Below are 25558 nucleotides of genomic sequence, written 5' to 3'. Positions count from 1 at the left end.
GCCCTGTCGTAGCGAGCCCCCCATGGAAAGCGTCCGTCGCCATATCGAAAGCCAGGTGCTGAGCCTTACCGGGCTCGCCGTCGGCGGTGTCGACTTCGAGTCGCCGAAAGGCGATCCGGGCCTGTTCGGCCCCGATGCCGCCTGCTGGAAGGTCCACGGCGACTTCAGCAGCATGATGATCGGCGGCATCGGCGCGCTGCTCCTGCAGATGCTCCATCCGCTGGCCCTGGCGGGGGTGTGGGACCACTCCAATTTCCGCGACGACCTGCTCGGGCGCCTGCGTCGCACCGGTCAGTTCATCTCGGCCACCACCTACGGCCCGCTGGCCGATGCCGAGCGACTGATCGAGCGGGTCCGGCGCATCCACGAAAGCGTCATCGGCCAGTTGCCCGACGGCACGCCCTACTCCGCCAGCGACCCGGACCTGCTGACCTGGGTGCATGTCGCCGAGGTCAGCAGCTTTCTCAAGTCCTACCTGCGCTATCTCAATCCCGACCTGCCGGGCAGCGAGCAGGACCGTTACTACTCGGAAATCGCCCTGGTCGCCGAACGCCTCGGCGCCCGCGCGGTACCGCGCGACCGCCAGCAGATCGCCGCCTACCTGGAGGCGATGCGTCCACGCCTGCGTTGCGACGAACGCACCCGCGAAGTGGTGCGGATTCTCTTCAACGCACCAGCGCCCAGCACCCTGGCCAGGCCGTTCGGCGCGCTGATGCTGCGCGCAGGCGCCGAGCTGTTGCCGGAATGGGCCGGATCGATGCTCGACCTCCCGTTCAGTCCGCTGCAACGCCGCCTGATCCGCGGCAGCGTCAGGCGCAGCGTACCCTTGCTGCGCTGGGCGGTGCGCAACGCTTCGATGCATCGAGCCTGCCGGCGCATGGGTCTGCCGCCGGTGAGCCACTGAACTTTCGTGCCGTGACAGCAAGAATACCCGTCCAAAGGCTCTGAAACGGCGCGAATCACGGTCGGAACCTTGAGGCCGTGCCATACTCCAACGCACCGCTTAGAACGGAAAACGAAAGAGAGCCATGCCCAAAGGACTGAAACGCGCTGTCAGCGCCCTGCTGATCACCTTCCTCGTCTATTGCCTGCTGGGCTTTCTGCTCATACCCGGCATCGGGCTGCGCGTCGCCAACCAGCAACTGGCGCAATACGCCACCGTCCCCGCACGTCTCGAACGTATCGAATTCAACCCCTTCAGCCTGGAATTGACCCTCTGGGGTCTGCGCCTGGGCGAGGAGAAGAACCCCCAGCTCGCCTTCCGCCGGCTGTACGCCAACCTGCAGCTGGACAGCCTGTGGAAACGCCAGCTGCACCTGGCCGACGTCGAGCTGGAAGGTCCGCATACCGAACTGCTGTTCGACGAGAAGGGCCAGCTCAACCTGGCCAGCCTGTTCAGGATCCCGCCGAGCGAATCGCCCGAGCCTGAACAGCCGAGCGACCCGTTCCCGCTGCGCATCGACCGCATCCAACTGGCCGAGGGCAGCCTGCACTTCCAGGACCTGCGACCGAGCGAGCCGGTGGACTTCAGCTTCGATCCGCTGGGCTTCGAGCTGCACAACCTCAGCACCCTGCCCGACGACGGCGCGAAGATGACCCTGGTCGCCACCGGCCCGAACGGCGGCCGCCTCGACTGGGAAGGCGACCTGACCCTGGTGCCGATCACGTCCAGGGGCCACCTGAGCGTCAAGGATATCCAGCTCAAGGCCTGGTGGCCCTATGTCCGCGACAATGCCCCGCTGGTGCTGGAGAACGGCGTGGTCAGCCTCTCCAGCGACTATCGCCTGGACCTGTCCAAGGACACCCAACTGCTGCTCGACAAAGCCGCGCTGAAACTCGCCGACTTCAGCATCAATTCGCCCCAGGGCAAGCCGCTGGCCAAGCTCGCCAGCCTCGACGTGGCCGCTACCACCCTGGACCTGGCCAAGCAGGAAGTGGTGCTCGGCGAAGTCCGTAGCCAGGGCCTGGAGGCCTGGGCCGCGCGCGAGAAGGACGGCCAGCTCGACTGGCAGAAACTGTTCGCCGACTTCACTCCGCCGCCACGCAAGGCGCCTGCACCCAAGCCGGCGGAAAACACCGATCCCGCCGCTGCCCCGACCGACGCGGCGAAGACCACCAGCGAACCGGCAACCAACGGTGCCGCCAAGGCAGCCGCGATAGCCTCGGGCGAAGCGAGCAAGGACAGGCCGGCGGAGAAGGACGCCAGCGTCGCCGAGACGGAAAGGGCAACGGACGACAAAGAGTCCGCCAAGGCCGCGGAAGGTGCTGCCGACAAGGTAGCCAAGCAAGAGACGAGCAAGGCTCCGAAGACCGGCAAGGCAACCGGGCAGGAAACGACCAAGACTGCGGAAATCGACAAGGCGGCCAGCGACTCTCCGCAACAGCTCGCCGACACTGCAAAGACGCCTCCGCCGGAAAGTACGAAAGCCGCCGCGGAGACGCCTGCCAAGCCCTGGCACATCGTCCTGCGCGACGCCCAGTTGCGCGGCTACAAGGCGCACCTGGTGGATCGCCAGCCGGCCACCGAGGTCCCGCTGGAAGTCGGCCCGCTGGACCTCGACCTGCAGAACGTCGACAGCCTCGGCAAGACCCCCTTCGACCTCAAGCTCAAGACCGGCCTCGGCAACCGCGGCCAGGTCCAGGCCAGCGGCCAGGTGGTGCTCGACCCGGTCAGCGCCAGGCTCAAGGTCAGTACCCGCGACATCGACCTGCGCGTGGCCCAGGCCTACATCTCGCCGTTCATCCGCCTGGAACTGCGCAGCGGCTTCCTTGGCAGCGAGCTGGCGGTCGACCTGAAGAGCGTCGAGCCGCTGGCCTTCAGCGTCGACGGCAGCGCCGAAGTCAGCCAGTTGCATACCCTGGATACCATCAAGGACCGCGACTTCGTCAAATGGACCAAACTGACCCTCAACGGCCTCGCCTACCGGCACGAGGACAGCCTGTCGATCCAGAGCGTGTCCTTCGAGGAGCCCTACGCCCGCTTCATCATCAACGAAGATCGCAGCACCAACGTCAGCGAGCTGATCATCCCGCAACCGGCTAGTTCGTCCGGCAAGACCGCCGCCGAAAGCAAGAATGCGCCGGCGAGCAAGCCGCTGGGCATCCACATCGGCGGCGTACGGATCAACAACGGCTCGGCGAACTTCGCCGACCTGACCCTGATGCCGCCGTTCGGTACCGCCATCCAGCAGCTCAGCGGCGAAGTCGGCACCCTCGACACGCGCAACTCGCAGCCGGCCAAGGTGGACATCAAGGGCAAGGTCGACAAGTACGCACCGGTGACCATCGCCGGCGAACTGGACCCATTCGACCCGCTGAAGAAGCTCGACATCACCACCAGCTTCAAGCGCGTCGAGCTGACCACCCTGACGCCCTATTCCGGCAAGTTCGCCGGCTACCGCATCCGTAAGGGGCGACTCAACCTGGACCTGCACTACCAGATCGAACGTAGCCAACTGAAGGCGGAAAACAAGGTCCTGCTGGAAGGCCTGCAACTCGGCGAGAAGGTCGACAGCCCGGATGCTGTGGACCTGCCGGTGAAGCTGGCGGTAGCCCTGCTCAAGGACACCAAGGGCAACATCGATATCCAGTTGCCGGTGGCCGGTGATCTGAACAACCCGGAGTTCAGCGTCATGCCGATCGTCTGGCAGACCCTGCGCAACCTGGTCCTGCGCGCCGTGCAGGCGCCGTTCAAGTTCATCGCCGGCCTCGCCGCCGGCGGTAACGAGGATCTCGGCACGGTACCCTTCGCCGCGGGCAGCGACGAGCTGACGCCAGAAGCCCAGGCCAACCTCGACAAGCTCGCCGATGCGCTCAAGGAGCGGCCGGCGCTGCGCCTGGAAGTGGAAGGCGTGGCCTCCGCCGCGGCTGACGGTCCCTCGATCGGCGCCAAGCGTCTCGAACTGGAATACCAGAACACCTACTACCGCATGCTCCAGCGTCGCGGCGACAAGGTACCGAGCGACGCCAAGCAGCTTGAGGTGCCGGAGAACATGCAGGCACCGCTGCTCGAAGGCATCTACCGGACCCGCCTGAAGCAGCAGCCACCGGCCGAGTGGAAGGAACTGGACAGCGACGAACGCACCGCGAAGATGCGCGAAGCGGTGATCGCTTCCTGGGCCAAGAGCCAGGTGCTGCTGCGCCAGATCGGCCAGGCCCGGGCCACCCGGATCAAGGATTACCTGGTGGAGAAAGGCCAGTTGCCGGACGATCGCATCTACTTGATCGACGTCAGTTTCGCCGAAGGCGAAGACAAGGGTAATGTCGACACCCAACTGCACCTGGATAGCGAGTGATACCTTGCACAAGCGATTCGCCGCCCTCGCGGCCCCCCTGCTCTACCTTGCCTGCGCGAGCGCGCAGGCCGACACCATGCGTTGCGGCAGTGCGCTGGTCAGCGTCGGCGACCGGGCCTTCGAAGTACAGCAAAAGTGCGGCGATCCGGATCACCGCGACGACGTCGGCTATACCCTGGGCAGCTACGATCGGCGGGAATTCAAGGTCGAGGAGTGGGTGTACGGCCCGCGCAACGGAGTGACCTACATCCTGACCTTCGAAGCCAACAAGCTGAAACGCATCGAGTTCAAGCGTTGAATCGCTCGCTTCCGCGCACCGGGCTGGTGGCGTTGCTGTCCCTGCTGCCGTTGGCACATGCTCAGGCCGATTCGCTGCGTTGCGGCAGCCGCCTGGTGAGTACCGGCGACAGCAGCGCCGACGTCCTTGCGCGCTGCGGCGAGCCACGCAGCCGCGACAGCCTGGGTTATCGCGAGGTCGTCGGGGAATGGGGCAAGCGCTACGAGGTCGAGGTCCAGGAATGGGTCTATGGCCCATGGAACGGCATGCTGTATTTCGTCCGTTTCGAGGGCAACCGCCTCAGCGCCATCCAGAGCCGGCGCGGCGACTGAATCCAGCGCCCATGAAAAAGCCCCGCCGGGCAATCCCGGCGGGGCTTCTTTCTACCTGTTCACAGGCGGTCGCTGAAGTCGCGAACTTCCTGTTCGGCCCTTTCCTTGGACCAGCCATAGCGTTCCTGCAGCTTGCCGACCAGGTATTCGGCATGTCCGTCGGCAGCCTGGAGATCGTCGTCGGTCAGATCGCCCCAACGCTCCTTGATCTTGCCGGTGAGTTGCTTCCACTTACCTTTGATCACATCGGAATTCATCGGTCTTCCTCCTGGTGACGAGGGAAAAGGGATCGTTCGGCCCGGGCGCTTACTCGACCGATTTCAGGCCATCGGCGGAAACGGCTTTCACGCCCTTGATGCCCTTGGCGGTCTCGATCGCCAGGTCACGCTCGGCATCGCTCTTCACGTTGCCGGAAAGGGAAACCACACCTTTGTTGGTCTCGACCTTGATATCGACGCCACTGACATTCTTGTTGGCGATCAGGCTGGATTTCACCTTGCTGGTGATCCAGGTATCGGAAACCGCTTCTTCGGTTTTCTGCATAGTGTCGTTGGCCGCCAGGCTGATGGGTTGGGCAGCGAACGCATTGGCCATCGAGAAGCTCAGAGCAGTGGCAGTAGCAGCGGCAATAGCGAGTTTGCTGAATTTCATTGCGGTTTCTCCTATGGATTTCGAAAAACTGCAGCCATTCCTGGCGTCAGTTGCATAGTAGATATCGCAAGCGCTGTGCCAGTTTTCCTCTAAAATAAAATCCTTTAAAAACAATAGGTTAAAAAACAGGTCGGAAGCGAGACGGTTGCAGAATGCCGAATTGGCGATGACAGGGCTTGCAAAATGCAAGGATTCGCCCCCTTCGCCGAGAAGCGTGTCGCGGAAACGAAAACAGGGCCCGAGGGCCCTGTTTTCATCGATCACGACTCGACTTACACGCCGGAAGCTTCGGCGGCAGCCACGTCCTTGATCGACAGCTTGATGCGGCCACGGTTGTCCACGTCGAGCACCAGGACCTTCACTTCCTGGCCTTCCTGCAGCACGTCGGTGACCTTGTCGATGCGCTTGTCGCTGATCTGCGAGATGTGCACCAGGCCGTCCTTGCCCGGCAGGATGTTGACGAAGGCACCGAAGTCGACGATGCGCTCCACCTTGCCGACGTAGATCTTGCCGATCTCGGCTTCCGCGGTGATCGCCAGGACGCGCAGCTTGGCGGCCTCGGCGGCTTCCTTGGTTTCGCCGTAGATCTTCACGCTGCCATCGTCCTCGATGTCGATCGAGGCCTTGGTCTCTTCGCAGATACCACGGATGGTCGCGCCGCCCTTGCCGATGACGTCGCGGATCTTGTCCGAGTCGATCTTCATCTGCAGCATGGTCGGGGCGTTCTCAGACAGCTCGGCGCGAGGCTTGGCGATGACCTGGTTCATCTGGCCGAGGATGTTCAGGCGAGCTTCCAGGGCCTGGCCCAGGGCGATCTCCATGATCTCTTCGGTGATACCGTTGATCTTGATGTCCATCTGCAGGGCGGTGACGCCCTTGTCGGTACCGGCAACCTTGAAGTCCATGTCGCCCAGGTGGTCTTCGTCACCGAGGATGTCGGTCAGGACGGCGAACTTCTCGCCTTCCTTGACCAGGCCCATGGCGATACCGGCGACCGGCGCCTTGACCGGCACACCGGCATCCATCAGCGCCAGGGAGGCGCCGCACACGGAGGCCATCGAGCTGGAACCGTTGGACTCGGTGATCTCGGAAACCACGCGAATGGTGTAGGGGAACTCGTCCTGGGTCGGCAGCATGGCGGCGACGCCACGACGGGCCAGACGGCCATGGCCGATTTCACGACGACCCGGGCTGCCCATGCGGCCGCACTCGCCTACCGAGAACGGCGGGAAGTTGTAGTGCAGCATGAAGGCGTCCTTGCGCTCGCCTTCCAGGGTATCCAGCAGCTGGGCATCACGCGCGGTGCCGAGGGTCGCGACGACCAGGGCCTGGGTTTCGCCACGGGTGAACAGCGCGGAACCGTGGGTCTTGCCGAGCACGCCGACTTCGATGCGCAGCGGACGCACGGTACGGGTGTCACGACCGTCGATACGCGGCTTGCCGTTGACGATGTTCTCGCGAACGGTGCGGTATTCCAGCAGGCCGAATACGTCCTTGACCTCGGAAGCCGGGAACTTGCCCTCTTCCTCGCCGGCGAACAGGGCCACGGCCTGGTCGCGCAGCTCGCCCAGACGGTTGTAGCGGTCCTGCTTGATGGTGATGGTATAGGCCTGGGAGATCGCTTCGCCCAGCTCTGCCTTGATGGCGTTGACCAGCACGGTGTTTTCCGCCGGGGCTTTCCAGTCCCAGGCCGGCTTGCCAGCTTCGGCGGCCAGCTCCTTGACGGCACGGATCACCGCCTGGAACTCGTCGTGGGCGAACAGCACGGCACCGAGCATCTGGTCTTCGGTCAGTTCGTCGGCCTCGGACTCCACCATCAGCACGGCGTCTTCGGTACCGGCCACGACCATGTCGAGGCTGGAACTCTGCAGTTGCTCGTAGGTGGGGTTGAGGATGTAGCCGATTTCCGGGTGGAAACCGACGCGGGCGGCGCCGATCGGGCCGGCGAACGGAATGCCGGAGATCGCCAGGGCGGCGGAGGTGCCGATCATCGCGGCGATGTCCGGATCGGACTTCTTGTTGGTGGAAACGACGGTGCAGACGACCTGCACTTCATTCATGAAACCTTCGGGGAACAGCGGACGGATCGGACGGTCGATCAGGCGCGAGGTCAGGGTTTCCTTCTCGGAAGGACGTCCTTCACGCTTGAAGAAACCACCGGGGATACGGCCTGCGGCGTAGGTCTTTTCCTGGTAGTGCACGGACAGCGGGAAGAAGTCGCGGCCTTCGGCCGGCGACTTGGCGCCGACCACGGTGACCAGCACGCTGACGTCGTCCATGGTGACCAGTACGGCGCCGGTGGCCTGGCGAGCGATACGGCCGGTCTCGAGAGTGACGGTCGACTGACCGAACTGGAATTGCTTGGTTACCGGGTTCACGGTGTCTTTACCTTCTATGTTGCCTTGGGGGAAATCGGTGGAATGCCGGGAGTCGGACCCGAATCGATTCCTAGAAAGCGCGAAGCTGGAAGCCCGACGCCGATACCCGCCTCGTGTGCGGGTATCGACGCCAGACTTCCAGCTCCTTGCTTCAAGCTGCCGACCGGCGTCGCTTAGCGACGCAGACCCAGACGGCCGATCAGGGCAGTGTAGCGAGACACGTCTTTGCCCTTCAGGTAGTCCAGCAGCTTACGGCGCTGGTTAACCATACGGATCAGACCACGGCGGGAATGGTGATCCTTGCCGTTGGCCTTGAAGTGATCCTGCAGCTTGTTGATGTTGGCGGACAGCAGGGCTACCTGCACTTCCGGGGAACCGGTGTCGCCTTCAGCTTGCTTGTATTCGTTAACGATCTGCGCTTTTTCTTCAACGCTCAGTGCCATGATGGGCTTCCTCTGAGTGAACAGGCCGGGAATCGCTTCCCGTGTTTTAAAAGGAGGAATGACCGTGCCTGCTGACAGCCACCCTCGTATCGGTCTTATGACCGAATCAGTCGACGCGGGGCGATACGCCCGTCGTCGGTCACTTCACCGATACCGATGAAACGACCTGTGTGATCCTGCACCCGCAGCCAGCCGAACTTCGGCGCTTCCGGGGCCCGCACCGGCTGCCCGTGCAGCCAGTAGTACGCACTGTGCTCGGACAACTGCAACACCGGCCAATGCAACAGGCCGCTGTCTTCCGGCATCAGGAATTGGTCCAGCGCTTCCGGACCACCTTCGGCATGCACGCGTTCGAGCGTCTCGAGGGTGATCGCCTGGGCCAGGGCGAACGGCCCGGCCTGGGTCCGCCGCAGTGCCGCGACGTGCGCGCCGCAGCCCAGGACCTGGCCGAGATCTTCCACCAGCGTACGCACGTAGGTGCCTTTGCTGCAGGAAACGGCCAGGGTCGCACAGGGCGGCTCGAAGGAGAGCAAATCCAGGCGCGTAATAGTAACAGAACGCGCCTCGCGCTCCACTACCTCTCCTGCACGGGCGAGCTTGTACAGCGGCTGTCCGTCTTTCTTCAGCGCCGAGTACATCGGCGGCACCTGCTCTATGTCGCCACGGAAGCGCGGCAGGGCCTGTTCGAGATCGTCCCGACCGACGGTCACGTCCCGCTCGGCGAGCAGTTCGCCCTCGGCGTCGCCGGTGGTGGTGGTGATGCCCATGCGCATCACCGTCTCGTAACCCTTGTCGGCATCGAGAAGATACTGGGAGAACTTGGTCGCCTCGCCGAAGCACAGCGGCAGCACCCCGGTGGCCAGCGGGTCGAGGCTGCCGGTGTGGCCGGCCTTCTCGGCATTGAGCAGCCAGCGGACTTTCTGCAGTGCCTGGTTGGAACTCATGCCGCGCGGCTTGTCGAGCACCAGGATGCCGCTGATGGAGCGGCGGATACGCTTCACCTGGGCCACGCTCAGTCCTCGGTCTCGTCGCCGTGGCGGCGGCCGTCTTCGGCCACCGCACGCTCGATCAGCGCCGACAGCTCGGCGCCGCGGCGGATGCTTTCGTCGTAGTGGAAATGCAGTTGCGGCACGCTGCGCAGCTTCATCGACTTGCCCAGCAGCATGCGCAGGTAGCCGGCGGCGTCGTTGAGGATTTCCATGTTCAGGGCGATCTTGCCGGCATCGTCCTGGCCCATGACGGTGATGAACACCTTGGCGTGCGCCACGTCGCGGCTGACCTCGACACCGGTGATGGTGACCAGGCCCAGGCGCGGGTCCTTGATCTCGCGCTGGATCAGTTGAGCCAGTTCGCGTTGCATCTGATCGCCGATACGCTGGGTACGGCTGTAGTCTTTTGCCATTTTTCAACCTGCCTCCAGCGACACCCGGTCACTGGAAAAAAAAGCGACAAACGCCCGGGACAGCTGGAAGCCGGCCCGGGCGCTGTGGTTACGCACTCGCCATCAAAGGCTGCGTGCGACTTCGACCTTCTCGAACACTTCGATCTTGTCGCCGACCTTGACGTCGTTGTAGCTCTTCACGCCGATGCCGCACTCCATGCCGGCACGCACTTCGGCGACGTCGTCCTTGAAGCGACGGAGAGACTCCAGCTCGCCTTCGAAGATGACCACGTCGTCGCGCAGCACGCGGATCGGACGGTTGCGGTGCACCATGCCCTCGGTGACCATGCAGCCGGCGATCGCGCCGAACTTCGGCGAGCGGAACACGTCGCGCACCTCGGCGATGCCCAGGATGTTCTCCCGCAGGTCGCTGCCGAGCATGCCGGTCAGGGCCTTCTTGACGTCCTCGATGATGTCGTAGATCACGTTGTAGTAACGCATATCCAGACCTTCGGCTTCGACGATCTTGCGCGCGCCGGCGTCGGCGCGCACGTTGAAGCCGAACAGCACCGCGTTGGAAGCCAGCGCCAGGTTGGCGTCGGACTCGGTGATGCCACCGACGCCGCCACCGACCACGCGGACCTGCACTTCGTCGTTGCCCAGGCCGCTGAGCGAGCCTTGCAGAGCCTCGAGCGAACCGCGCACATCGGCCTTGAGGACGATGTTCAGGGTCTTCTTCTCTTCCTGGCCCATGTTCTCGAAGATGTTTTCCAGCTTGCCGGCATGGGCTCGCGCCAGTTTCACCTCACGGAACTTGCCTTGACGGAACAGGGCGACTTCGCGGGCCTTCTTCTCGTCGGCGACCACGGTCATCTCGTCACCGGCATCCGGCGTACCGTCCAGGCCGAGGATCTCGACCGGGATCGACGGGCCGGCTTCCTTGATCGGCTTGCCGTTCTCGTCGAGCATGGCGCGGACACGACCGTAGTTGATGCCGACCAGCACCATGTCGCCCTGGCGCAGGGTACCGTCCTGGACCAGCACGGTGGCCACCGGGCCGCGTCCCTTGTCCAGGCGCGACTCGACCACCACGCCACGGCCCGGGGCCGACGGAGTGGCTTTCAGTTCGAGCACTTCTGCCTGCAGCAGGACCGCTTCGAGCAGTTCATCGACGCCAGTACCGAGCTTCGCCGAAACCGGGACGAAGGGAGCGTCGCCGCCCCACTCTTCCGGGATCACGTCGAGAGCGGCCAGGCCGTTCTTGATGTTGTCCGGGTTGGCCTCGGGCTTGTCGATCTTGTTCACCGCGACCACGATCGGCACGCCCGCCGCTTTCGCGTGCTGCACGGCTTCCTGGGTCTGCGGCATGACGCCGTCGTCGGCCGCGACCACCAGGATCACGATGTCGGTCGCCTGGGCGCCACGGGCACGCATCGCGGTGAACGCGGCGTGGCCGGGGGTATCCAGGAAGGTCACCATGCCACGCTCGGTTTCGACGTGGTAGGCACCGATATGCTGGGTGATGCCACCGGCCTCGCCCGCGGCGACCTTGGCGCGACGGATGTAGTCGAGCAGCGAGGTCTTGCCGTGGTCGACGTGGCCCATGACGGTGACGACCGGGGCGCGGGTGACCGCCTCGCCTTCGAACTTCAGGGACTCGGCCAGTTGTTCTTCCAGCGCGTTCTCGCTGACCAGCTTGACCTTGTGGCCCAGCTCTTCGGCGACCAGTTGGGCGGTCTCCTGGTCCAGGACCTGGTTGATGGTCACCGGGGAGCCCATCTTGAACATGAACTTGACGACTTCGGCACCCTTGACCGACATCTGGGCGGCCAACTCGGCTACGGTGATGGTCTCACCGATGTTCACTTCACGCACGATCGGTCCTGTCGGGTTCTGGAACCCGTGCTGGTTGCGCTTCTTCAGCTTCGACTTGCCACCACGACCGCCGCGACGGTAACCATCGCTTTCCTCGTCGGTGCTGCGTGGAGCCACGCGCGGAGCAGGAACCTTTTCCTTCTCCTTGACCGAGGGACGGTGCTGGGTGTGCTTGCGGTCGCGGCGGTCATCGTCCTCGTCACGCTTGGGCACGCGGCGCGGCTCTTCCTTCTTGCGCTCTTCCACGGCGGCAGGCTTGGCCACCGGTTCGGCAACCGCGACATCCGCCACCACGGCAGGCTCGGCACCGGCAGTAGCCGCTGCTTCCTGGGCAGCCTTGGCACGCGCAGCTTCCTCGGCCTTGCGCGCTTCCTCTTCGGCACGCTGGCGGGCAGCGGCCTCTTCGGCCTTCAGACGCTCCGCCTCTTCCGCCGCGCGCTGCTCCTCGAGTTCGCGCTGGCGCTCGGCCTCGATCTCGTCGGGGCTGCGCTTGACATAGGTTTTCTTCTTGCGAACTTCGACGCTCACCGTCTTGCTGCCACCCACTTTCAGCGTGGTAGTGGTCTTGCGTTGCAGGGTGATCTTGCGCGGCTCGCTGGCGCGATCACCATGGCTGCCTTTCAGGTGGGTCAGCAGGGCTTGCTTCTCGCTATCCGTTACAACTTGTTCGGCACTGGTGTGCGGCAGACCTGCGTCACGCATCTGCAGCAGCAGGCGCTCCACCGGTGTGTCGACCACCTGGGCCAGTTCTTTCACCGTGACTTGCGTCATGCACTTCTCTCCTCAGGCCGCGACTGCTTACTCGAACCAATGGGCCCGGGCGGCCATGATCAACTTGCCGGCACGCTCTTCGTCCATGCCGTCGATGTCGAGCAGATCGTCGATCGATTGCTCGGCCAGATCTTCACGGGTGGTTACGCCACGCAGCGCCAGGTCCAGGGCCAGCTCCTTGCTCATGCCATCGAGGCTGAGCAGGTCTTCTGCCGGTTGTGCGTCGGCGAGCTTCTCTTCGGTCGCAATGGCCTTGGTCAGCAGGCGATCCTTGGCACGGGAGCGCAGCTCGTTGACGATGTCTTCGTCGAAGCCATCGATGCTGAGCATCTCTTCCATCGGTACGTAGGCGATTTCCTCAAGAGTCGTGAAGCCCTCTTCCACCAGTACCTGGGCCAGTTCCTCGTCGACATCCAGCTCGTCGACGAAGCGCTGCAGGATATCCCCGGTCTCGGCCTGTTGCTTGGCCTGGATATCCGCCTCGGTCATCACATTCAGGGTCCAGCCGGTCAACTGGCTGGCCAGACGGACGTTCTGGCCACTGCGGCCGATAGCCTGCGCCAGATTGTCCTCGGCGACGGCGATATCCATGGTATGGGTATCCTCGTCGACGATGATCGCCGCCACCTCGGCCGGAGCCATGGCGTTGATCACGAATTGCGCCGGGTTGTCGTCCCACAGGACGATGTCCACCCGCTCTCCACCGATCTCGCCGGATACCGCCTGGACGCGCGAACCGCGCATGCCGATGCAGGCGCCCTGCGGGTCGATGCGCTTGTCCTTGGAACGAACGGCGATCTTGGCGCGCGAGCCCGGGTCACGGGCGGCGGCCATCACGTCGATCAACTGCTCGGCGATTTCCGGTACTTCGATGCGGAACAGCTCGATCAGCATTTCCGGCGCGGTACGCGACAGGACCAGCTGAGGACCGCGGTTCTCGGTACGGATCTCCTTCAGCAGGGCACGCACGCGGGTGCCAACGCGGAAGGTCTCGCGTGGAATGATCTGGTCGCGGGCCAGCAGCGCCTCGGCGTTGTTGCCGAGATCGACGATGACGTTGTCGCGGGTGACCTTCTTCACGGTACCGGAAATGATCTCGCCGACCTTCTCGCGGTAGGCATCGACCACCTGGGCGCGCTCGGCCTCGCGGACCTTCTGCACGATGACCTGCTTGGCAGTCTGCGCAGCGATGCGGCCGAACTCGATGGATTCGATCTTTTCTTCGATGACCTCGCCGACCTTCGCGCCCGGCTTCTGCTCCTGGACGTCCTCGACGGTGATCTCGGTGGCGGGGTCCTGGTAGTCCTCGTCGGCGACGACGTGCCAACGACGGAAAGTCTCGTAGCTGCCGTTATGACGATTGATCTCGACGCGCAGGTCGACCTCGTCCTCGAAACGTTTCTTGGTGGCGGTCGCCAGAGCCAGCTCCAGCGCCTCGAAAATCACGCCGGCCGGTACGCCCTTTTCGTTGGATACCGACTCAACAACCAGCAGTACTTCTTTGCTCATTGTACGCCTCGCCTTTCAATCCATTGGATCCGCGGATTCGCGTCTCAATCAAAACGGGGAATGATGTTGGCCTTGTCGATCGAATCGATCGGCAGCAGGTACTCGTGATCGTCCACCAGGACCACCACATCCTGCTCCTCCACACCACGGAGAATGCCTTGGTAGTTACGCCGCCCCTCATAGGGCGAACGCAGCCTGATCTTCACTTGCTCGCCGGCATGCTTGGCGAACTGTTCGAGGGTGAACAGCGGCCGATCCATGCCCGGAGAGGACACCTCCAGGGTGTACTCGCCGCTGATCGGGTCTTCGACGTCGAGAATACCGCTGACCTGCCGACTGACGGCTTCACAGTCATCGATGAGGATGCCTTCGGGGCGGTCGATATAGACGCGCAACACCGAATGACGACCCTGGGAAATGAACTCGACGCCCCAGCACTCATAGCCGAGCGCCTCGACCACAGGGGCCAGCAAGGCCTGCAACTGTTCTAGCTTGCTCGACACCTGATCGCCTCGCGTATGTCGTAGAAACAAAAAATGGGCGAAACGCCCATCCCTAAATTGCCACTCGGAACCGTGGCATGGACTGTCCAGCTAACAAAAAGCCCCTAAAAAGGGGCCCTGAAAAACTGGTTGCGGGGGCTGGATTTGAACCAACGACCTTCGGGTTATGAGCCCGACGAGCTACCAGACTGCTCCACCCCGCGTCAAAGCTGGTGCAAGATTATACGACCGACACCCTGATGGGTCAACCGAACCTTGCGGAGACAAACCCCGCAGGACGGGGCTTGCTTATATGGTACCGAGGAGGGGACTCGAACCCCTACAGCCTATGGCCACTACCACCTCAAGGTAGCGTGTCTACCAATTCCACCACCTCGGCAGAAACCTTTCTCTTACTTCTGTTCAGGAGCCGCCGGTACATCGCCTGCACTTTCCGCAGGCTTGGACTGCTCCTGAAGAACCGGCACATCGTCAGCGGCCGGTGCTTTCTCTTGCTTCTGCTCCAGAACTGCCGGATCCGGCAGTCCGATGTGTTGCAGAGCATCAGACTTTTCTTTAGCGAAGTACGCTAAGCCAAGGCTGGTCAAGAAAAAAACCGCTGCCAGTATACCAGTAATCCGACTCAAAAAGGTAGCGGAACCTTGGCTTCCGAAAACAGTTGCCGAAGCACCTGCACCGAAAGAAGCCCCTGCATCCGCACCCTTGCCATGCTGAACGAGGATCAGGCCAACAAGACCCAATGCCATCAGCAGATGCACGACAATTACGACCTTTTCCAGCATCTTCAGCTTCCCGCGGCACGACAGATCGCGCCGAACTCATCCGCATTGAGGGAGGCTCCACCTACCAGCCCCCCATCGATATCCGGCATGCCGAACAACTCGGCTGCACTTGCCGCCTTTACACTGCCGCCGTAAAGGAGTCGCACACCTTTTGCGACCTCGGCATTTTCCGCTGCCAGTTGCGCGCGGATCGCCGCGTGCACTTCCTGGGCTTGCGCGGGGGACGCGGTCAACCCGGTCCCGATCGCCCAGACCGGCTCGTAAGCCACGACTGCGCGAGCAAAAGCTCCAACACCCAACTCGTCGATCACGCTTCCCAGCTGCCTTGCGACAACCTCCAGCGTCTTGCCCGCCTCGCGCTCCGCCCGGGTTTCCCCGACACACAGCACCGGCACCAGGCCGCACGACTGAGCCGCGGCAAACTTGCGACTCACAACCTCGTCACTCTCGCCGAGAATCAGGCGACGCTCCGAGTGGCCCACAAGGACCATGCTACAACCGACATCCGCCAACTGACTGGGAGCAGTCTCACCGGTCAGCGCGCCTTGCATCGGCTCGACGGCGCTGTTCTGCGCACCTACATCAATCGCCTTGCCGGCCAGGCCCTGGATGACCTGGCTGATGAACAAGCAAGGCGGCATCACAGCTACATCGACTCCGCTCGGCAACGCCAGCTGACGCAGGCCTTTGATCAACTCGGCCACACTGGAATGCGTACCGTGCATTTTCCAGTTACCGGCCACCAAGGGTCGACGCATGCTGTACCTCGCGGGGCAAAGTGGGCGCAGATGTTACTCAACAGTTTCCAGACTGGCAAGCAAAATCAAGCACATACCTCAGAAACAATTTTTGCCAGCTGTTCGGCGTGGGCACGAACGCTAGCTTCCTCGTCGCCCTCGACCATCACCCGGACCAACGGCTCTGTGCCGGATTTGCGCAGCAGGACACGACCGCGCCCGCCCATTTGCTCGGTGACGCGGACGCTGGCCTCCTTCACCGAGGGGTGCTCGAGCGGATCGCTTTCGCCCTTGAAGCGCACATTGATCAGCACCTGGGGGCACTTGCGAATCCCCTGGCGCGCCTCGGCCAGGGTCTGGCCGCGATGCTTGAGCGCCATCAGCACCTGTAGCGCAGCGATGATGGCATCGCCCGTCGTGGTGTTCTGGCAGCAGACGATATGTCCCGAATTCTCCCCTCCCAGCATCCAGTTCCGAGCCAGCAGTTCGGCCATCACATAGCGATCGCCGACCTTCGCCCGCACGAACGGGATATGCAGTTCCTGCAAAGCCAGCTCCAGGCCGAGGTTGCTCATCAGGGTGCCGACCACACCACCTTGCAGCCGCCCGCTTTCCTGCAGGTCACGCGCGATGAGGAACAGCAGTTCGTCGCCATCCACGACCGCACCGGTATGGTCGACCATCATCACCCGGTCGCCGTCGCCGTCGAAGGCGATGCCGAGGTCGGCATGGTGCTCGACCACCGCAGCCTGCAGGCCATCCAGGTGAGTGGAGCCGCACTTGTCGTTGATGTTCAGGCCATTCGGGCTGGCCGCCAGCACCGTCACTTCCGCGCCCAGTTCCCGGAAGACGCTGGGAGCGATCTTGTAGGTAGCGCCGTTGGCGCAGTCGAGCACGACCTTGAGACCGTTGAAGTCGGTGCTGGTCGGCACGCTGCTCTTGCAGAATTCGATGTAGCGCCCCGCCGCGTCATTGATCCGCGAAACCTTGCCGAGACGGGCGGACTCCACCACGGTCATCGGCGCATCGAGCAGTTCCTCGATCATCAGCTCGACGTCGTCCGGCAGCTTGGTCCCCTGCCCGGAGAAGAACTTGATGCCGTTGTCGTCGTGGGGATTGTGCGAAGCGCTGATCACCACCCCGGCCTCGGCGTGGAAAGTCCGCGTCAGGTAGGCGATGCCGGGGGTAGGCATCGGTCCCAGCAACAGGGTATCGGCGCCGGAAGCGGAGAGCCCGGCCTCGAAGGCCGACTCGAACATGTAACCCGAGCTGCGCGTGTCCTTGCCGATCAGGACCCGGCAGTTGCCCTGCCGGCGGAAGGCCATGCCCACCGCCCAGCCCAGCTTGAGAACGAAGTCCGGAGTAATCGGAAACTCGCCAACACGACCACGGATACCGTCAGTCCCGAAGTATTTTCTGCTCATCTTTTGTCTTCCGTGCTCAATCCGCCATTTCAACGGCGGAGATCATTCGCATCACGTCGACGGTCGCCGCCACGTCATGCACTCGAATTATCCGTGCGCCCTTGGCCAGCGCCAGGGCCGCCAGCGCGAGACTGCCGTAGAGGCGTTCGTCCACCTCCCGCCCCAGTACCTTGCCGATCATGCTCTTGCGCGAAACGCCGACCAACAACGGCAGGCCCAGGCCATGGAGCGCCTGCAGATGCCTGAACAGCACCAGGTTGTGCTCCAGTGTCTTGGCAAAACCGAAACCCGGATCCAGTAACAGCCGCTCGCGGTCGATTCCGGCCGCCACGCAGGCATTCACACGCTCCTGCAGGAACGCGCCGACTTCCGCCACCACATCCTGGTAGGCAGGCGCATCCTGCATGGTCTGCGGTTCTCCACGCATGTGCATGAGGCAGACCGCCAGGCCGCTATCCACCGCAGCATCCAGCGCACCGTCGCGCTGCAGCGAACGGACGTCGTTGATCAGACCCGCTCCGAGACGCGCAGTTTCGCGCATGACCGCGGGCGTGGAGGTATCCACCGAAATCACGACGTCCAGCTCGCGAGCGATGCGTTCGACTACCGGAGCGACCCGCTCCAGCTCCTCCGTCGGAGAAACGCTGCGCGCACCGGGACGGGTCGACTCGCCGCCGACGTCGATGAGCGTTGCGCCTTCCCGCACCATGCGCTCGGCATGCCGCAGGGCATCGTCCAGCCGGTCGTAACGGCCGCCATCGGAAAAGGAATCGGGGGTGACATTGAGGATGCCCATGACATGTGGGCGGGCCAAATCAAGAACCCGACTGCCGCAAGGCAGTCGGGTCGGGTATTGCGGATTGCTCATTCAGGGCTCTCAGTGCTCGCCGGCCGGCCCACCGATGGGAGGGGTGTTCTCGCGGCGGCCCGACTCTTCCAGGTTGGCCGGCGGGGTGCCGGTACCCGAACCACCCTGCCAGTCACGCGGCTCGCGCGGCACGCGACCGGCCATGATGTCGTCGATCTGGTCGGAGTCGATGGTTTCGTACTTCATCAGTGCGTCGGCCATCATCTCCAGCTTGTCGCGGTTCTCGTCGAGCAGTCGCTTGGCGGTACCGTAGCAGTCGTCGATGATGCGCCGGACTTCCTGGTCGATCATCTTGGCGGTCTCGCCCGACACATTGGCGTGCTGGCTGCCGGCGCTACGGCCGAGGAACACCTCGCCCTCCTCCTCCGCGTACATCAGCGGGCCGAGCTTCTCGGACAGACCCCACTTGGTCACCATGTTCCGCGCCAACTGGGTAGCACGCATGATGTCGTTGGAAGCGCCAGTGGTGACGCCTTCGAAGCCGAGGGTCATCTCTTCCGCGATACGGCCGCCGAACAGCGAGCAAATCTGGCTTTCCAGCGCGCGCTTGGACAGGCTGTAGCGATCTTCCTCGGGGAGGAACATGGTCACGCCCAGGGCGCGTCCGCGCGGAATGATGGACACCTTGTAGACCGGGTCATGCTCCGGCACCAGGCGACCGACGATGGCGTGGCCGGCCTCGTGGTAGGCGGTGTTGCGCTTCTCCTTCTCGGACATGACCATAGTCTTGCGCTCGGCGCCCATCATGATCTTGTCCTTGGCCAGCTCGAACTCGCGCATGTCGACGATGCGCTTGTTGGAGCGCGCGGCGAACAGCGAGGCCTCGTTGACCAGGTTGGCCAGGTCGGCGCCGGAGAAACCGGGCGTACCGCGGGCGATGACGGCAGGATCGACATGGTCGCCCAGCGGCACCTTGCGCATGTGCACCTTGAGGATCTGTTCGCGCCCGCGGATATCCGGCAAGCCGACCACCACCTGGCGGTCGAAGCGGCCCGGACGCAGCAGCGCCGGGTCCAGAACGTCCGGACGGTTGGTGGCAGCGATGACGATGATGCCATCGTTCATCTCGAAGCCATCCATCTCCACCAGCAACTGGTTGAGGGTCTGCTCGCGCTCGTCGTGACCGCCGCCCAAGCCGGCGCCGCGATGGCGGCCGACGGCGTCGATCTCGTCGATGAAGATGATGCACGGCGCGTGCTTCTTGGCCTGGTCGAACATGTCGCGGACACGGGAGGCGCCCACGCCGACGAACATCTCGACGAAGTCGGAACCGGAAATGGTGAAGAACGGCACCTTGGCTTCGCCGGCGATGGCCTTGGCCAGCAGGGTCTTGCCGGTGCCGGGCGGGCCGACCATCAGCACGCCGCGCGGGATACGGCCGCCCAGGCGCTGGAACTTGCCCGGATCGCGAAGGAACTCGACCAGTTCGCTGACCTCCTCCTTGGCCTCGTCGCAGCCGGCGACGTCAGCGAAGGTGGTCTTGACCTGGTCCTCGGACAGCAGGCGCGCCTTGCTCTTGCCGAAGCTCATCGGGCCGCCGCGACCGCCGCCGCCGCCCTGCATCTGGCGCATGAAGAACATGAAGACGGCGATGATCACCAGGATCGGGAAGCTGGCGACCAGCAACTGGGTCCAGATGCTCTGCTGTTCGGGCTGCTTGCCCTCGACCACGACGTTGTTGTTGACCAGGTCGCCGATCAGGCCGTTGTCCTGGATCGCCGGGCGGATGGTCTTGAAGGTATCGCCGTCGCTACGCTTGCCGGTGATGACATAGCCATCCACGGTCACTCGCTCGACCTTGCCATCCTTGACCTGCTGGATGAAGTCCGAGTAGTTCAGCGTCTGTGGCTCGCTCGGGCTCGAGAAATTGTTCATCACGGTCACCAGTACCGCCGCGATGATCAGCCACAGAATCAGATTCTTTGCCATGTCGTTCAATTGACTACCCTCTGAAGCCGGCTCCGTCCTGGAAACCGCTTCACACGACGGCCAGACTCCTTCCGGCCAAAAGTACTACACAAGCGCCCGCGCACGCAGGCGTTGTCTGTAACCCTTTATGAACCCTCGCCCGTCCCGGCACAACAGGTCATCGACCAATAGACAGGCTATAGGGTCAATCATTCCAGTCTATTCCCCGCGAAAGCCGCGTGCGAGCAGATACTGTTCCCGCGAACGATCACGCGACGACAGGGGCTTGCGCATCTGTACCTTGTCGAACATTTCCCGGGCCTGCTTGTGGTACTGGTCGAAACCTTCGCCCTGGAAGATCTTGATCAGGAAATCGCCGCCCGGCCGCAGCACACGGCCGGCCAGGTCCAGCGCCAGTTCGCAGAGATACATGGCGCGCGGCTGGTCGGCGGCCCGCACTCCACTCATATTGGGGGCCATATCGGAAATCACAAGGTCTACCGGATGGTCGCCGATCGCCTCGAGGATCCGCGCGAACACCGCGTCCTCGGTGAAGTCGCCCTGGATGAAGGTGACGTCGGGGATGCTGTCCATCTCGAGGATGTCCGAAGCGATCAGCCGGCCGCGGTCGCCGATCACCCGGCTGGTGACCTGCGACCACCCGCCCGGCGCGGCGCCCAGGTCGACCACGGTCATGCCCGGACGCAGGATGCGGTCCTTCTCCTGGATCTCCAGCAGCTTGTAGCTGGCGCGCGAGCGATAGCCATCGCGCTGGGCCATCTTCACGTAGGGATCGTCGAAATGTTCTTTCAGCCAACGCTGGCTGGTTTTGGAGCGGGCCACGGAATACCTCTTCGGGCACCCCCGGTCGGCGGGGGCAGCATCACTTGGACTAAAACTGGGGTAAAATAGACGACTTTTTCCCAGGGGTCTGATTATGGCGCTCACTCAAGAGCAGAAGAAACAGTTCAAATCTATCGGTCACCACCTGAAACCGGTATTGATCGTAGCCGAGAACGGCTTGACCGAAGGCGTTCTCGCCGAACTCGAGCGCGCACTCAACGATCACGAACTGATCAAGGTGAAACTGGCGCTGGCCGAGCGCGACGATCGCCGCGCCCTGCTCGACGAACTCTGCGCGCAGTCGCGCAGCGACCTGGTGCAAAGCATCGGCAAGATGGCGCTGGTCTATCGGAAGAACCCGAAGCCGAACAAGAATCTCTCGAACATCAGCCGTTTCGCCGGCATCTGATGCCCCATCCAACCAAGGTCGGGAAACTTCCCGACCTGGTTCAGACGCCTTCCTCGTCCCGCCCCGGTACCGGCTGCAACACCAGCAGCAGGCCACACATCGCCACCGCCAGGTAGTTGAACAGCAGCCAGCGCACCGCCTCGGGCGCCAGCCCACGCACCAGGAAATACACCAGGCAGAGCAGCGCGACGGCGAGCAACAACTGACCGCGAAGGTCTCGCCAGAGGCTCCTCGGCCCGTGGCTCGACACCAACACCAGCGCCTGCAGCACCGCACAGAATCCGGCGAAGCCGATCAGCAGCGGCGTCAACGCCGCGGCTACGGTTTCCACCAGTAACGGCGCCAGTCCGGTCTTGGCCAACGCAGGCAGGACCACGAACTGCAGCAACCAGAGGCCGCCGACCCAGAACGTCTGGGCCAGCAGCCAACTGATCGCGCCTGCGCGCAACGGAGCGCGCTTAGATATGGCGAACCTCGACGATCTCGTACTCGACGTCGCCGCCCGGGGTTCTCACCAGCACGGCATCGCCTTCGGTCTTGCCAATCAGCGCACGGGCGATCGGCGAATTCACCGAGATCTTGCCACCCTTGATATCCGCCTCGTCGTCGCCGACGATCTGGTAGGTCACGGTCTCGTCGGTCTCGACGTTGGCGATGTCGACGGTGGTGCCGAAGATCACCTTGCCGCTGTGCGGGATGGCGGTGACATCGATGACCTGAGCGTTGGACAGCTTGGCCTCGATGTCGCGGATACGCGCCTCGACCATGCCCTGCTGTTCGCGCGCCGCATGGTACTCGGCGTTTTCCTTGAGGTCGCCCAGTTCACGCGCTTCGGCTATGGCCTGGCTGATCTGCGGGCGCAGCACGCCCTTCAGGTGTTTCACTTCTTCTTCCAGGGCGCGGGCGCCCTGGACGGTCATGGGGAACTTGCTCATGCCTTGATTCCTGCGTGGAGATCCTGCAGACGCCGAACGGTCTTCTCGGGACCGAACTTGAGCGCCTCACAGATCGCCTGCCCACCCGCAATGGTGGTGGTGCAGCAGATCTTGTGCTGCAGGGCGTTTCGACGAATGGAGTAGGAGTCAGCGATGGACTGCCGGCCCTCGGTGGTGTTGATGATCAGGGTGACCTCGTCGTTCTTGATCATGTCCACCACGTGCGGGCGACCTTCGGTCACCTTGTTCACGCGACGCACCGGCAGGCCCGCGGCCTCGATGACACGCGCGGTACCGGCGGTGGCTACCACTTCGAAGCCCAGCGCGACCAGGTCGCCAGCCACCTGGGCGGCGAACGGCTTGTCGTCTTCGCGGACGCTGATGAAGGCGCAACCGGCGGTCGGGAGGATCTCGCTGGCCCCCAACTGAGCCTTGGCAAAGGCTTCGGCAAAGCTATCACCGACGCCCATCACTTCACCAGTGGACTTCATTTCCGGGCCGAGGATCGGATCGACGCCGGGGAACTTGGCGAACGGGAACACCGCTTCCTTGACGCTAAAGAACGGCGGGATGATTTCCTGGGTGAAGCCGACCTCGGCCAGGGTCTTGCCGGCCATGACGCGGGCGGCGACCTTGGCCAGCGACTCGCCGACGCACTTGGAGACGAACGGCACGGTACGCGAGGCGCGCGGATTGACCTCGATGACGAAGATATCCTCGCCCTGCACCGCCATCTGCACGTTCATCAGGCCGACCACGCCAAGCTCCAGGGCCATTTTCTTGACCTGCTCGCGGATCTCGTCCTGGATGTGCTGCGGCAGCGAGTACGGCGGCAGCGAACAGGCGGAGTCGCCGGAGTGAACGCCAGCCTGCTCGATATGCTGCATGATCGCGCCGATCACCACGATCTCGCCGTCGCATACCGCGTCGATGTCGACTTCGATGGCGCAGTTGAGGAAGTGGTCGAGCAGCACCGGGCTGTCGTTGGAAACCTGAACCGCCTCACGCATGTAGCGCTTGAGCTCTTCTTCCTGGTAGACGATTTCCATCGCCCGCCCGCCCAGCACGTAGGACGGGCGTACCACCAGCGGATAACCGATGGCCTTGGACGCGGCCAGGGCCTCGTCTTCGCTGCGCGCGGTGGCGTTGGCCGGCTGGCGCAGGTTCAGGCGCTGGACCATCTGCTGGAAGCGCTCGCGGTCTTCGGCACGGTCGATGGCGTCCGGACTGGTGCCGATGATCGGCACGCCGGCCTCTTCGAGGGCGCGGCAGAGCTTCAGCGGGGTCTGGCCGCCGTACTGGACGATCACGCCCTTGGGCTGCTCGACGCGGACGATCTCAAGGACGTCCTCGAGGGTCACCGGCTCGAAGTACAGGCGGTCGGAGGTGTCATAGTCGGTGGAGACGGTTTCCGGGTTGCAGTTGACCATGATGGTCTCGTAGCCGTCTTCGCGCATCGCCAGCGCCGCGTGCACGCAGCAGTAGTCGAACTCGATGCCCTGGCCGATGCGGTTCGGACCGCCGCCGAGGATCATGATCTTCTCGCGGCTCGACGGGTTGGCCTCGCACTCTTCCTCGTAGGTCGAATACATGTAGGCGGTGTCGGTGGCGAACTCGGCGGCGCAGGTATCGACACGCTTGTAGACCGGCAGCACCTTCAGCTTGTGGCGATGGCTGCGCAGGTTCTTCTCGGTGACGCCGAGCAGCTTGGCCAGGCGCGCGTCGGAGAAGCCCTTGCGCTTGAGCTTGTACATCAGCTCGCGATCGATGGAGGACAGGCCGAGGGTCTTGACCTTCTCCTCGTCCTTGACCAGGTCCTCGATCTGCACCAGGAACCATTCGTCGATGCGGGTCAGCTCGAACACTTCCTCGACGCTCTTGCCGGCGCGGAAGGCGTCGGCGACGTACCAGACACGCTCGGCGCTGGGCACGGTCAGCTCGCGCTTGAGGATGCTGTCGGCCTCCGGGTCGTTCAGGTCGAGCTTCGGATCGAAGCCGGTGGCGCCGACTTCCAGGCCGCGCAAGGCTTTCTGCACCGACTCCTGGAAGGTCCGGCCGATGGCCATGACTTCGCCGACCGACTTCATCTGGGTGGTCAGGCGGGCATCGGCTTTCGGGAATTTCTCGAAGGCGAAGCGCGGGATCTTGGTCACCACGTAGTCGATGGCCGGCTCGAACGACGCCGGGGTGCGACCGCCGGTGATGTCGTTCTGCAGTTCGTCGAGGGTGTAGCCGACCGCCAGCTTGGCGGCGATCTTGGCGATCGGGAAACCGGTGGCCTTGGAGGCCAGGGCCGAGGAGCGGGAAACCCGCGGGTTCATCTCGATCACCACCATGCGCCCGGTGTTCGGGCAGATGCCGAACTGCACGTTGGAACCGCCGGTTTCCACGCCGATCTCGCGCAATACCGCCAGCGAGGCGTTGCGCATGATCTGGTATTCCTTGTCGGTCAGGGTCTGCGCCGGTGCCACGGTGATCGAGTCACCGGTGTGCACGCCCATCGGGTCGAAGTTCTCGATGGAGCAGACGATGATGCAGTTGTCCTTCTTGTCGCGGACCACCTCCATCTCGTATTCCTTCCAGCCGATCAGCGACTCGTCGATCAGCAGCTCGTTGGTCGGCGACAGGTCGAGGCCACGGGCGCAGATCTCTTCGAACTCTTCACGGTTGTAGGCGATACCGCCGCCGGTGCCGCCCATGGTGAAGGACGGACGGATGATGCAGGGGAAGCCGACCTGCTCGAGCACGCCGTAGGCCTCCTCCATGCTGTGGGCGATGCCCGAGCGCGGACAGGCCAGGCCGATATCCTTCATCGCCTTGTCGAAGCGCGAGCGGTCCTCGGCCTTGTCGATGGTATCGGCATTGGCGCCGATCATCTCCACGCCGAACTTCTCCAGCACGCCGTGGCGCTCCAGGTCCAGGGCGCAGTTCAGCGCAGTCTGGCCGCCCATGGTCGGCAGCAGCGCGTCGGGGCGTTCCTTCTCGATGATCTTGGCCACGGTGGCCCACTTGATCGGCTCGATGTAGGTCGCGTCGGCCATCGCCGGATCGGTCATGATGGTCGCGGGGTTGGAGTTCACCAGGATGACGCGGTAGCCCTCCTCGCGCAGGGCCTTGCAGGCCTGGGCGCCGGAGTAGTCGAATTCGCAGGCCTGGCCAATCACGATGGGGCCGGCACCGAGGATCAGGATGCTCTTTATGTCTGTACGTTTTGGCATGGGACTCTCGTTGCAATAA

The 25558-nt window shown here is 63.5% G+C and carries 23 protein-coding genes and 2 tRNA genes; 5 read left to right on the top strand and 20 right to left on the bottom strand.

Annotated elements, in window-relative coordinates; all coding sequences use genetic code 11:
- The first annotated feature begins 22 nt into the window (after positions 1 to 22).
- The 4 genes from HMPREF1224_RS31670 (at position 23) to HMPREF1224_RS31655 (ending at position 4904) form a co-directional block, all read left to right on the top strand.
- Positions 23 to 904 carry an oxygenase MpaB family protein gene (locus tag HMPREF1224_RS31670; RefSeq protein ID WP_003113910.1) on the top strand — a complete coding sequence of 294 codons (882 nt, stop codon included), beginning with the start codon at positions 23 to 25 and terminating at the stop codon, positions 902 to 904.
- Positions 905 to 1028: 124 nt separating this feature from the next.
- Positions 1029 to 4295: a DUF748 domain-containing protein gene (locus tag HMPREF1224_RS31665; protein WP_010793739.1), complete on the top strand. Its 3267-nt coding sequence runs from the start codon at positions 1029 to 1031 to the stop codon at positions 4293 to 4295.
- Between the two features lie 4 nt (positions 4296 to 4299).
- Entirely contained in the window at positions 4300 to 4593 is a 294-nt protein-coding gene (locus HMPREF1224_RS31660) for a DUF2845 domain-containing protein (protein WP_003100541.1), read from the top strand.
- On the top strand, positions 4590 to 4904 hold the full coding sequence (locus HMPREF1224_RS31655; protein WP_003100526.1) for a DUF2845 domain-containing protein: 315 nt from the start codon (positions 4590 to 4592) through the stop codon (positions 4902 to 4904). Before HMPREF1224_RS31660 ends, HMPREF1224_RS31655 begins: the two co-directional genes overlap by 4 nt.
- Positions 4905 to 4963: 59 nt before the next feature.
- Here the strand turns inward: HMPREF1224_RS31655 and HMPREF1224_RS31650 are convergent, their stop codons facing one another.
- The 17 genes from HMPREF1224_RS31650 to rlmE all read right to left on the bottom strand — a co-directional run bounded on the left by HMPREF1224_RS31650 (position 4964) and on the right by rlmE (position 20977).
- The gene (locus HMPREF1224_RS31650) at positions 4964 to 5161 is read right to left on the bottom strand and encodes a CsbD family protein (RefSeq protein ID WP_003095174.1); all 198 of its coding nucleotides are present in this window, start codon (positions 5159 to 5161) and stop codon (positions 4964 to 4966) included.
- Positions 5162 to 5210: 49 nt separating this feature from the next.
- Complete coding sequence (locus HMPREF1224_RS31645; protein ID WP_003095177.1) at positions 5211 to 5555, bottom strand: BON domain-containing protein; 345 nt, start codon at positions 5553 to 5555, stop codon at positions 5211 to 5213.
- A gap of 272 nt (positions 5556 to 5827) precedes the next feature.
- A complete protein-coding gene (pnp, locus tag HMPREF1224_RS31640; protein WP_003095181.1) occupies positions 5828 to 7933 on the bottom strand; it encodes a polyribonucleotide nucleotidyltransferase in 2106 nt (701 codons plus the stop codon).
- 173 nt (positions 7934 to 8106) lie between these two features.
- The gene (gene rpsO / locus HMPREF1224_RS31635; protein WP_003095184.1) at positions 8107 to 8376 is read right to left on the bottom strand and encodes a 30S ribosomal protein S15; all 270 of its coding nucleotides are present in this window, start codon (positions 8374 to 8376) and stop codon (positions 8107 to 8109) included.
- Between the two features lie 95 nt (positions 8377 to 8471).
- Complete coding sequence (gene truB / locus HMPREF1224_RS31630) at positions 8472 to 9386, bottom strand: tRNA pseudouridine(55) synthase TruB (protein ID WP_003100522.1); 915 nt, start codon at positions 9384 to 9386, stop codon at positions 8472 to 8474.
- Between the two features lie 2 nt (positions 9387 to 9388).
- Positions 9389 to 9778 (bottom strand): 30S ribosome-binding factor RbfA, encoded by a 390-nt coding sequence (rbfA, locus tag HMPREF1224_RS31625; RefSeq protein WP_003095188.1) that lies wholly within the window; start codon positions 9776 to 9778, stop codon positions 9389 to 9391.
- A gap of 102 nt (positions 9779 to 9880) precedes the next feature.
- The gene (infB, locus tag HMPREF1224_RS31620; protein ID WP_003113908.1) at positions 9881 to 12403 is read right to left on the bottom strand and encodes a translation initiation factor IF-2; all 2523 of its coding nucleotides are present in this window, start codon (positions 12401 to 12403) and stop codon (positions 9881 to 9883) included.
- 27 nt (positions 12404 to 12430) lie between these two features.
- Positions 12431 to 13912 carry a transcription termination factor NusA gene (gene nusA, locus HMPREF1224_RS31615; RefSeq protein WP_003095192.1) on the bottom strand — a complete coding sequence of 494 codons (1482 nt, stop codon included), beginning with the start codon at positions 13910 to 13912 and terminating at the stop codon, positions 12431 to 12433.
- A 44-nt stretch (positions 13913 to 13956) separates the two neighbouring features.
- The gene (gene rimP, locus HMPREF1224_RS31610) at positions 13957 to 14415 is read right to left on the bottom strand and encodes a ribosome maturation factor RimP (RefSeq protein WP_003095193.1); all 459 of its coding nucleotides are present in this window, start codon (positions 14413 to 14415) and stop codon (positions 13957 to 13959) included.
- Positions 14416 to 14541: 126 nt separating this feature from the next.
- A tRNA-Met gene (locus HMPREF1224_RS31605) sits at positions 14542 to 14618 on the bottom strand.
- Between the two features lie 90 nt (positions 14619 to 14708).
- Positions 14709 to 14794: transfer RNA gene (locus HMPREF1224_RS31600), tRNA-Leu, on the bottom strand.
- Positions 14795 to 14807: 13 nt separating this feature from the next.
- Positions 14808 to 15197, bottom strand: a complete 390-nt coding sequence (secG, locus tag HMPREF1224_RS0112310; protein WP_003095194.1) for a preprotein translocase subunit SecG — start codon at positions 15195 to 15197, stop codon at positions 14808 to 14810.
- A 2-nt stretch (positions 15198 to 15199) separates the two neighbouring features.
- A complete protein-coding gene (tpiA, locus tag HMPREF1224_RS31595; protein ID WP_003100513.1) occupies positions 15200 to 15955 on the bottom strand; it encodes a triose-phosphate isomerase in 756 nt (251 codons plus the stop codon).
- A gap of 65 nt (positions 15956 to 16020) precedes the next feature.
- A complete protein-coding gene (gene glmM, locus HMPREF1224_RS31590; protein ID WP_003116076.1) occupies positions 16021 to 17358 on the bottom strand; it encodes a phosphoglucosamine mutase in 1338 nt (445 codons plus the stop codon).
- A 16-nt stretch (positions 17359 to 17374) separates the two neighbouring features.
- The gene (folP, locus tag HMPREF1224_RS31585) at positions 17375 to 18226 is read right to left on the bottom strand and encodes a dihydropteroate synthase (protein WP_003121077.1); all 852 of its coding nucleotides are present in this window, start codon (positions 18224 to 18226) and stop codon (positions 17375 to 17377) included.
- A gap of 9 nt (positions 18227 to 18235) precedes the next feature.
- Positions 18236 to 20155: an ATP-dependent zinc metalloprotease FtsH gene (gene ftsH, locus HMPREF1224_RS31580; RefSeq protein WP_003095200.1), complete on the bottom strand. Its 1920-nt coding sequence runs from the start codon at positions 20153 to 20155 to the stop codon at positions 18236 to 18238.
- 198 nt (positions 20156 to 20353) lie between these two features.
- Positions 20354 to 20977 carry a 23S rRNA (uridine(2552)-2'-O)-methyltransferase RlmE gene (gene rlmE, locus HMPREF1224_RS31575; RefSeq protein WP_003095202.1) on the bottom strand — a complete coding sequence of 208 codons (624 nt, stop codon included), beginning with the start codon at positions 20975 to 20977 and terminating at the stop codon, positions 20354 to 20356.
- Between the two features lie 94 nt (positions 20978 to 21071).
- Between rlmE and yhbY the strand changes: the two genes are divergently transcribed.
- Complete coding sequence (gene yhbY / locus HMPREF1224_RS31570) at positions 21072 to 21386, top strand: ribosome assembly RNA-binding protein YhbY (RefSeq protein WP_003095204.1); 315 nt, start codon at positions 21072 to 21074, stop codon at positions 21384 to 21386.
- A gap of 40 nt (positions 21387 to 21426) precedes the next feature.
- On the opposite strand, the gene HMPREF1224_RS31565 is transcribed toward yhbY, so the two are convergent.
- From HMPREF1224_RS31565 to carB, 3 genes are read right to left on the bottom strand one after another with little or no spacing between them, the layout of a single operon-like run.
- On the bottom strand, positions 21427 to 21834 hold the full coding sequence (locus tag HMPREF1224_RS31565) for a DUF4149 domain-containing protein (RefSeq protein WP_003109321.1): 408 nt from the start codon (positions 21832 to 21834) through the stop codon (positions 21427 to 21429).
- Between the two features lie 10 nt (positions 21835 to 21844).
- Positions 21845 to 22321, bottom strand: coding sequence for a transcription elongation factor GreA (gene greA, locus HMPREF1224_RS31560; RefSeq protein WP_003095206.1), 477 nt, complete (start codon positions 22319 to 22321; stop codon positions 21845 to 21847).
- Complete coding sequence (gene carB / locus HMPREF1224_RS31555) at positions 22318 to 25539, bottom strand: carbamoyl-phosphate synthase large subunit (RefSeq protein WP_003095207.1); 3222 nt, start codon at positions 25537 to 25539, stop codon at positions 22318 to 22320. Before carB ends, greA begins: the two co-directional genes overlap by 4 nt.
- Positions 25540 to 25558 lie beyond the last annotated feature (19 nt).

Source organism: Pseudomonas sp. P179 (assembly GCF_000478485.2).
In the GTDB taxonomy this organism is placed as follows: Bacteria; Pseudomonadota; Gammaproteobacteria; order Pseudomonadales; family Pseudomonadaceae; genus Pseudomonas; species Pseudomonas aeruginosa.
Note: the sequence above shows the minus strand (reverse complement) of the source record. Positions and strands in the feature narration are given on the sequence as shown.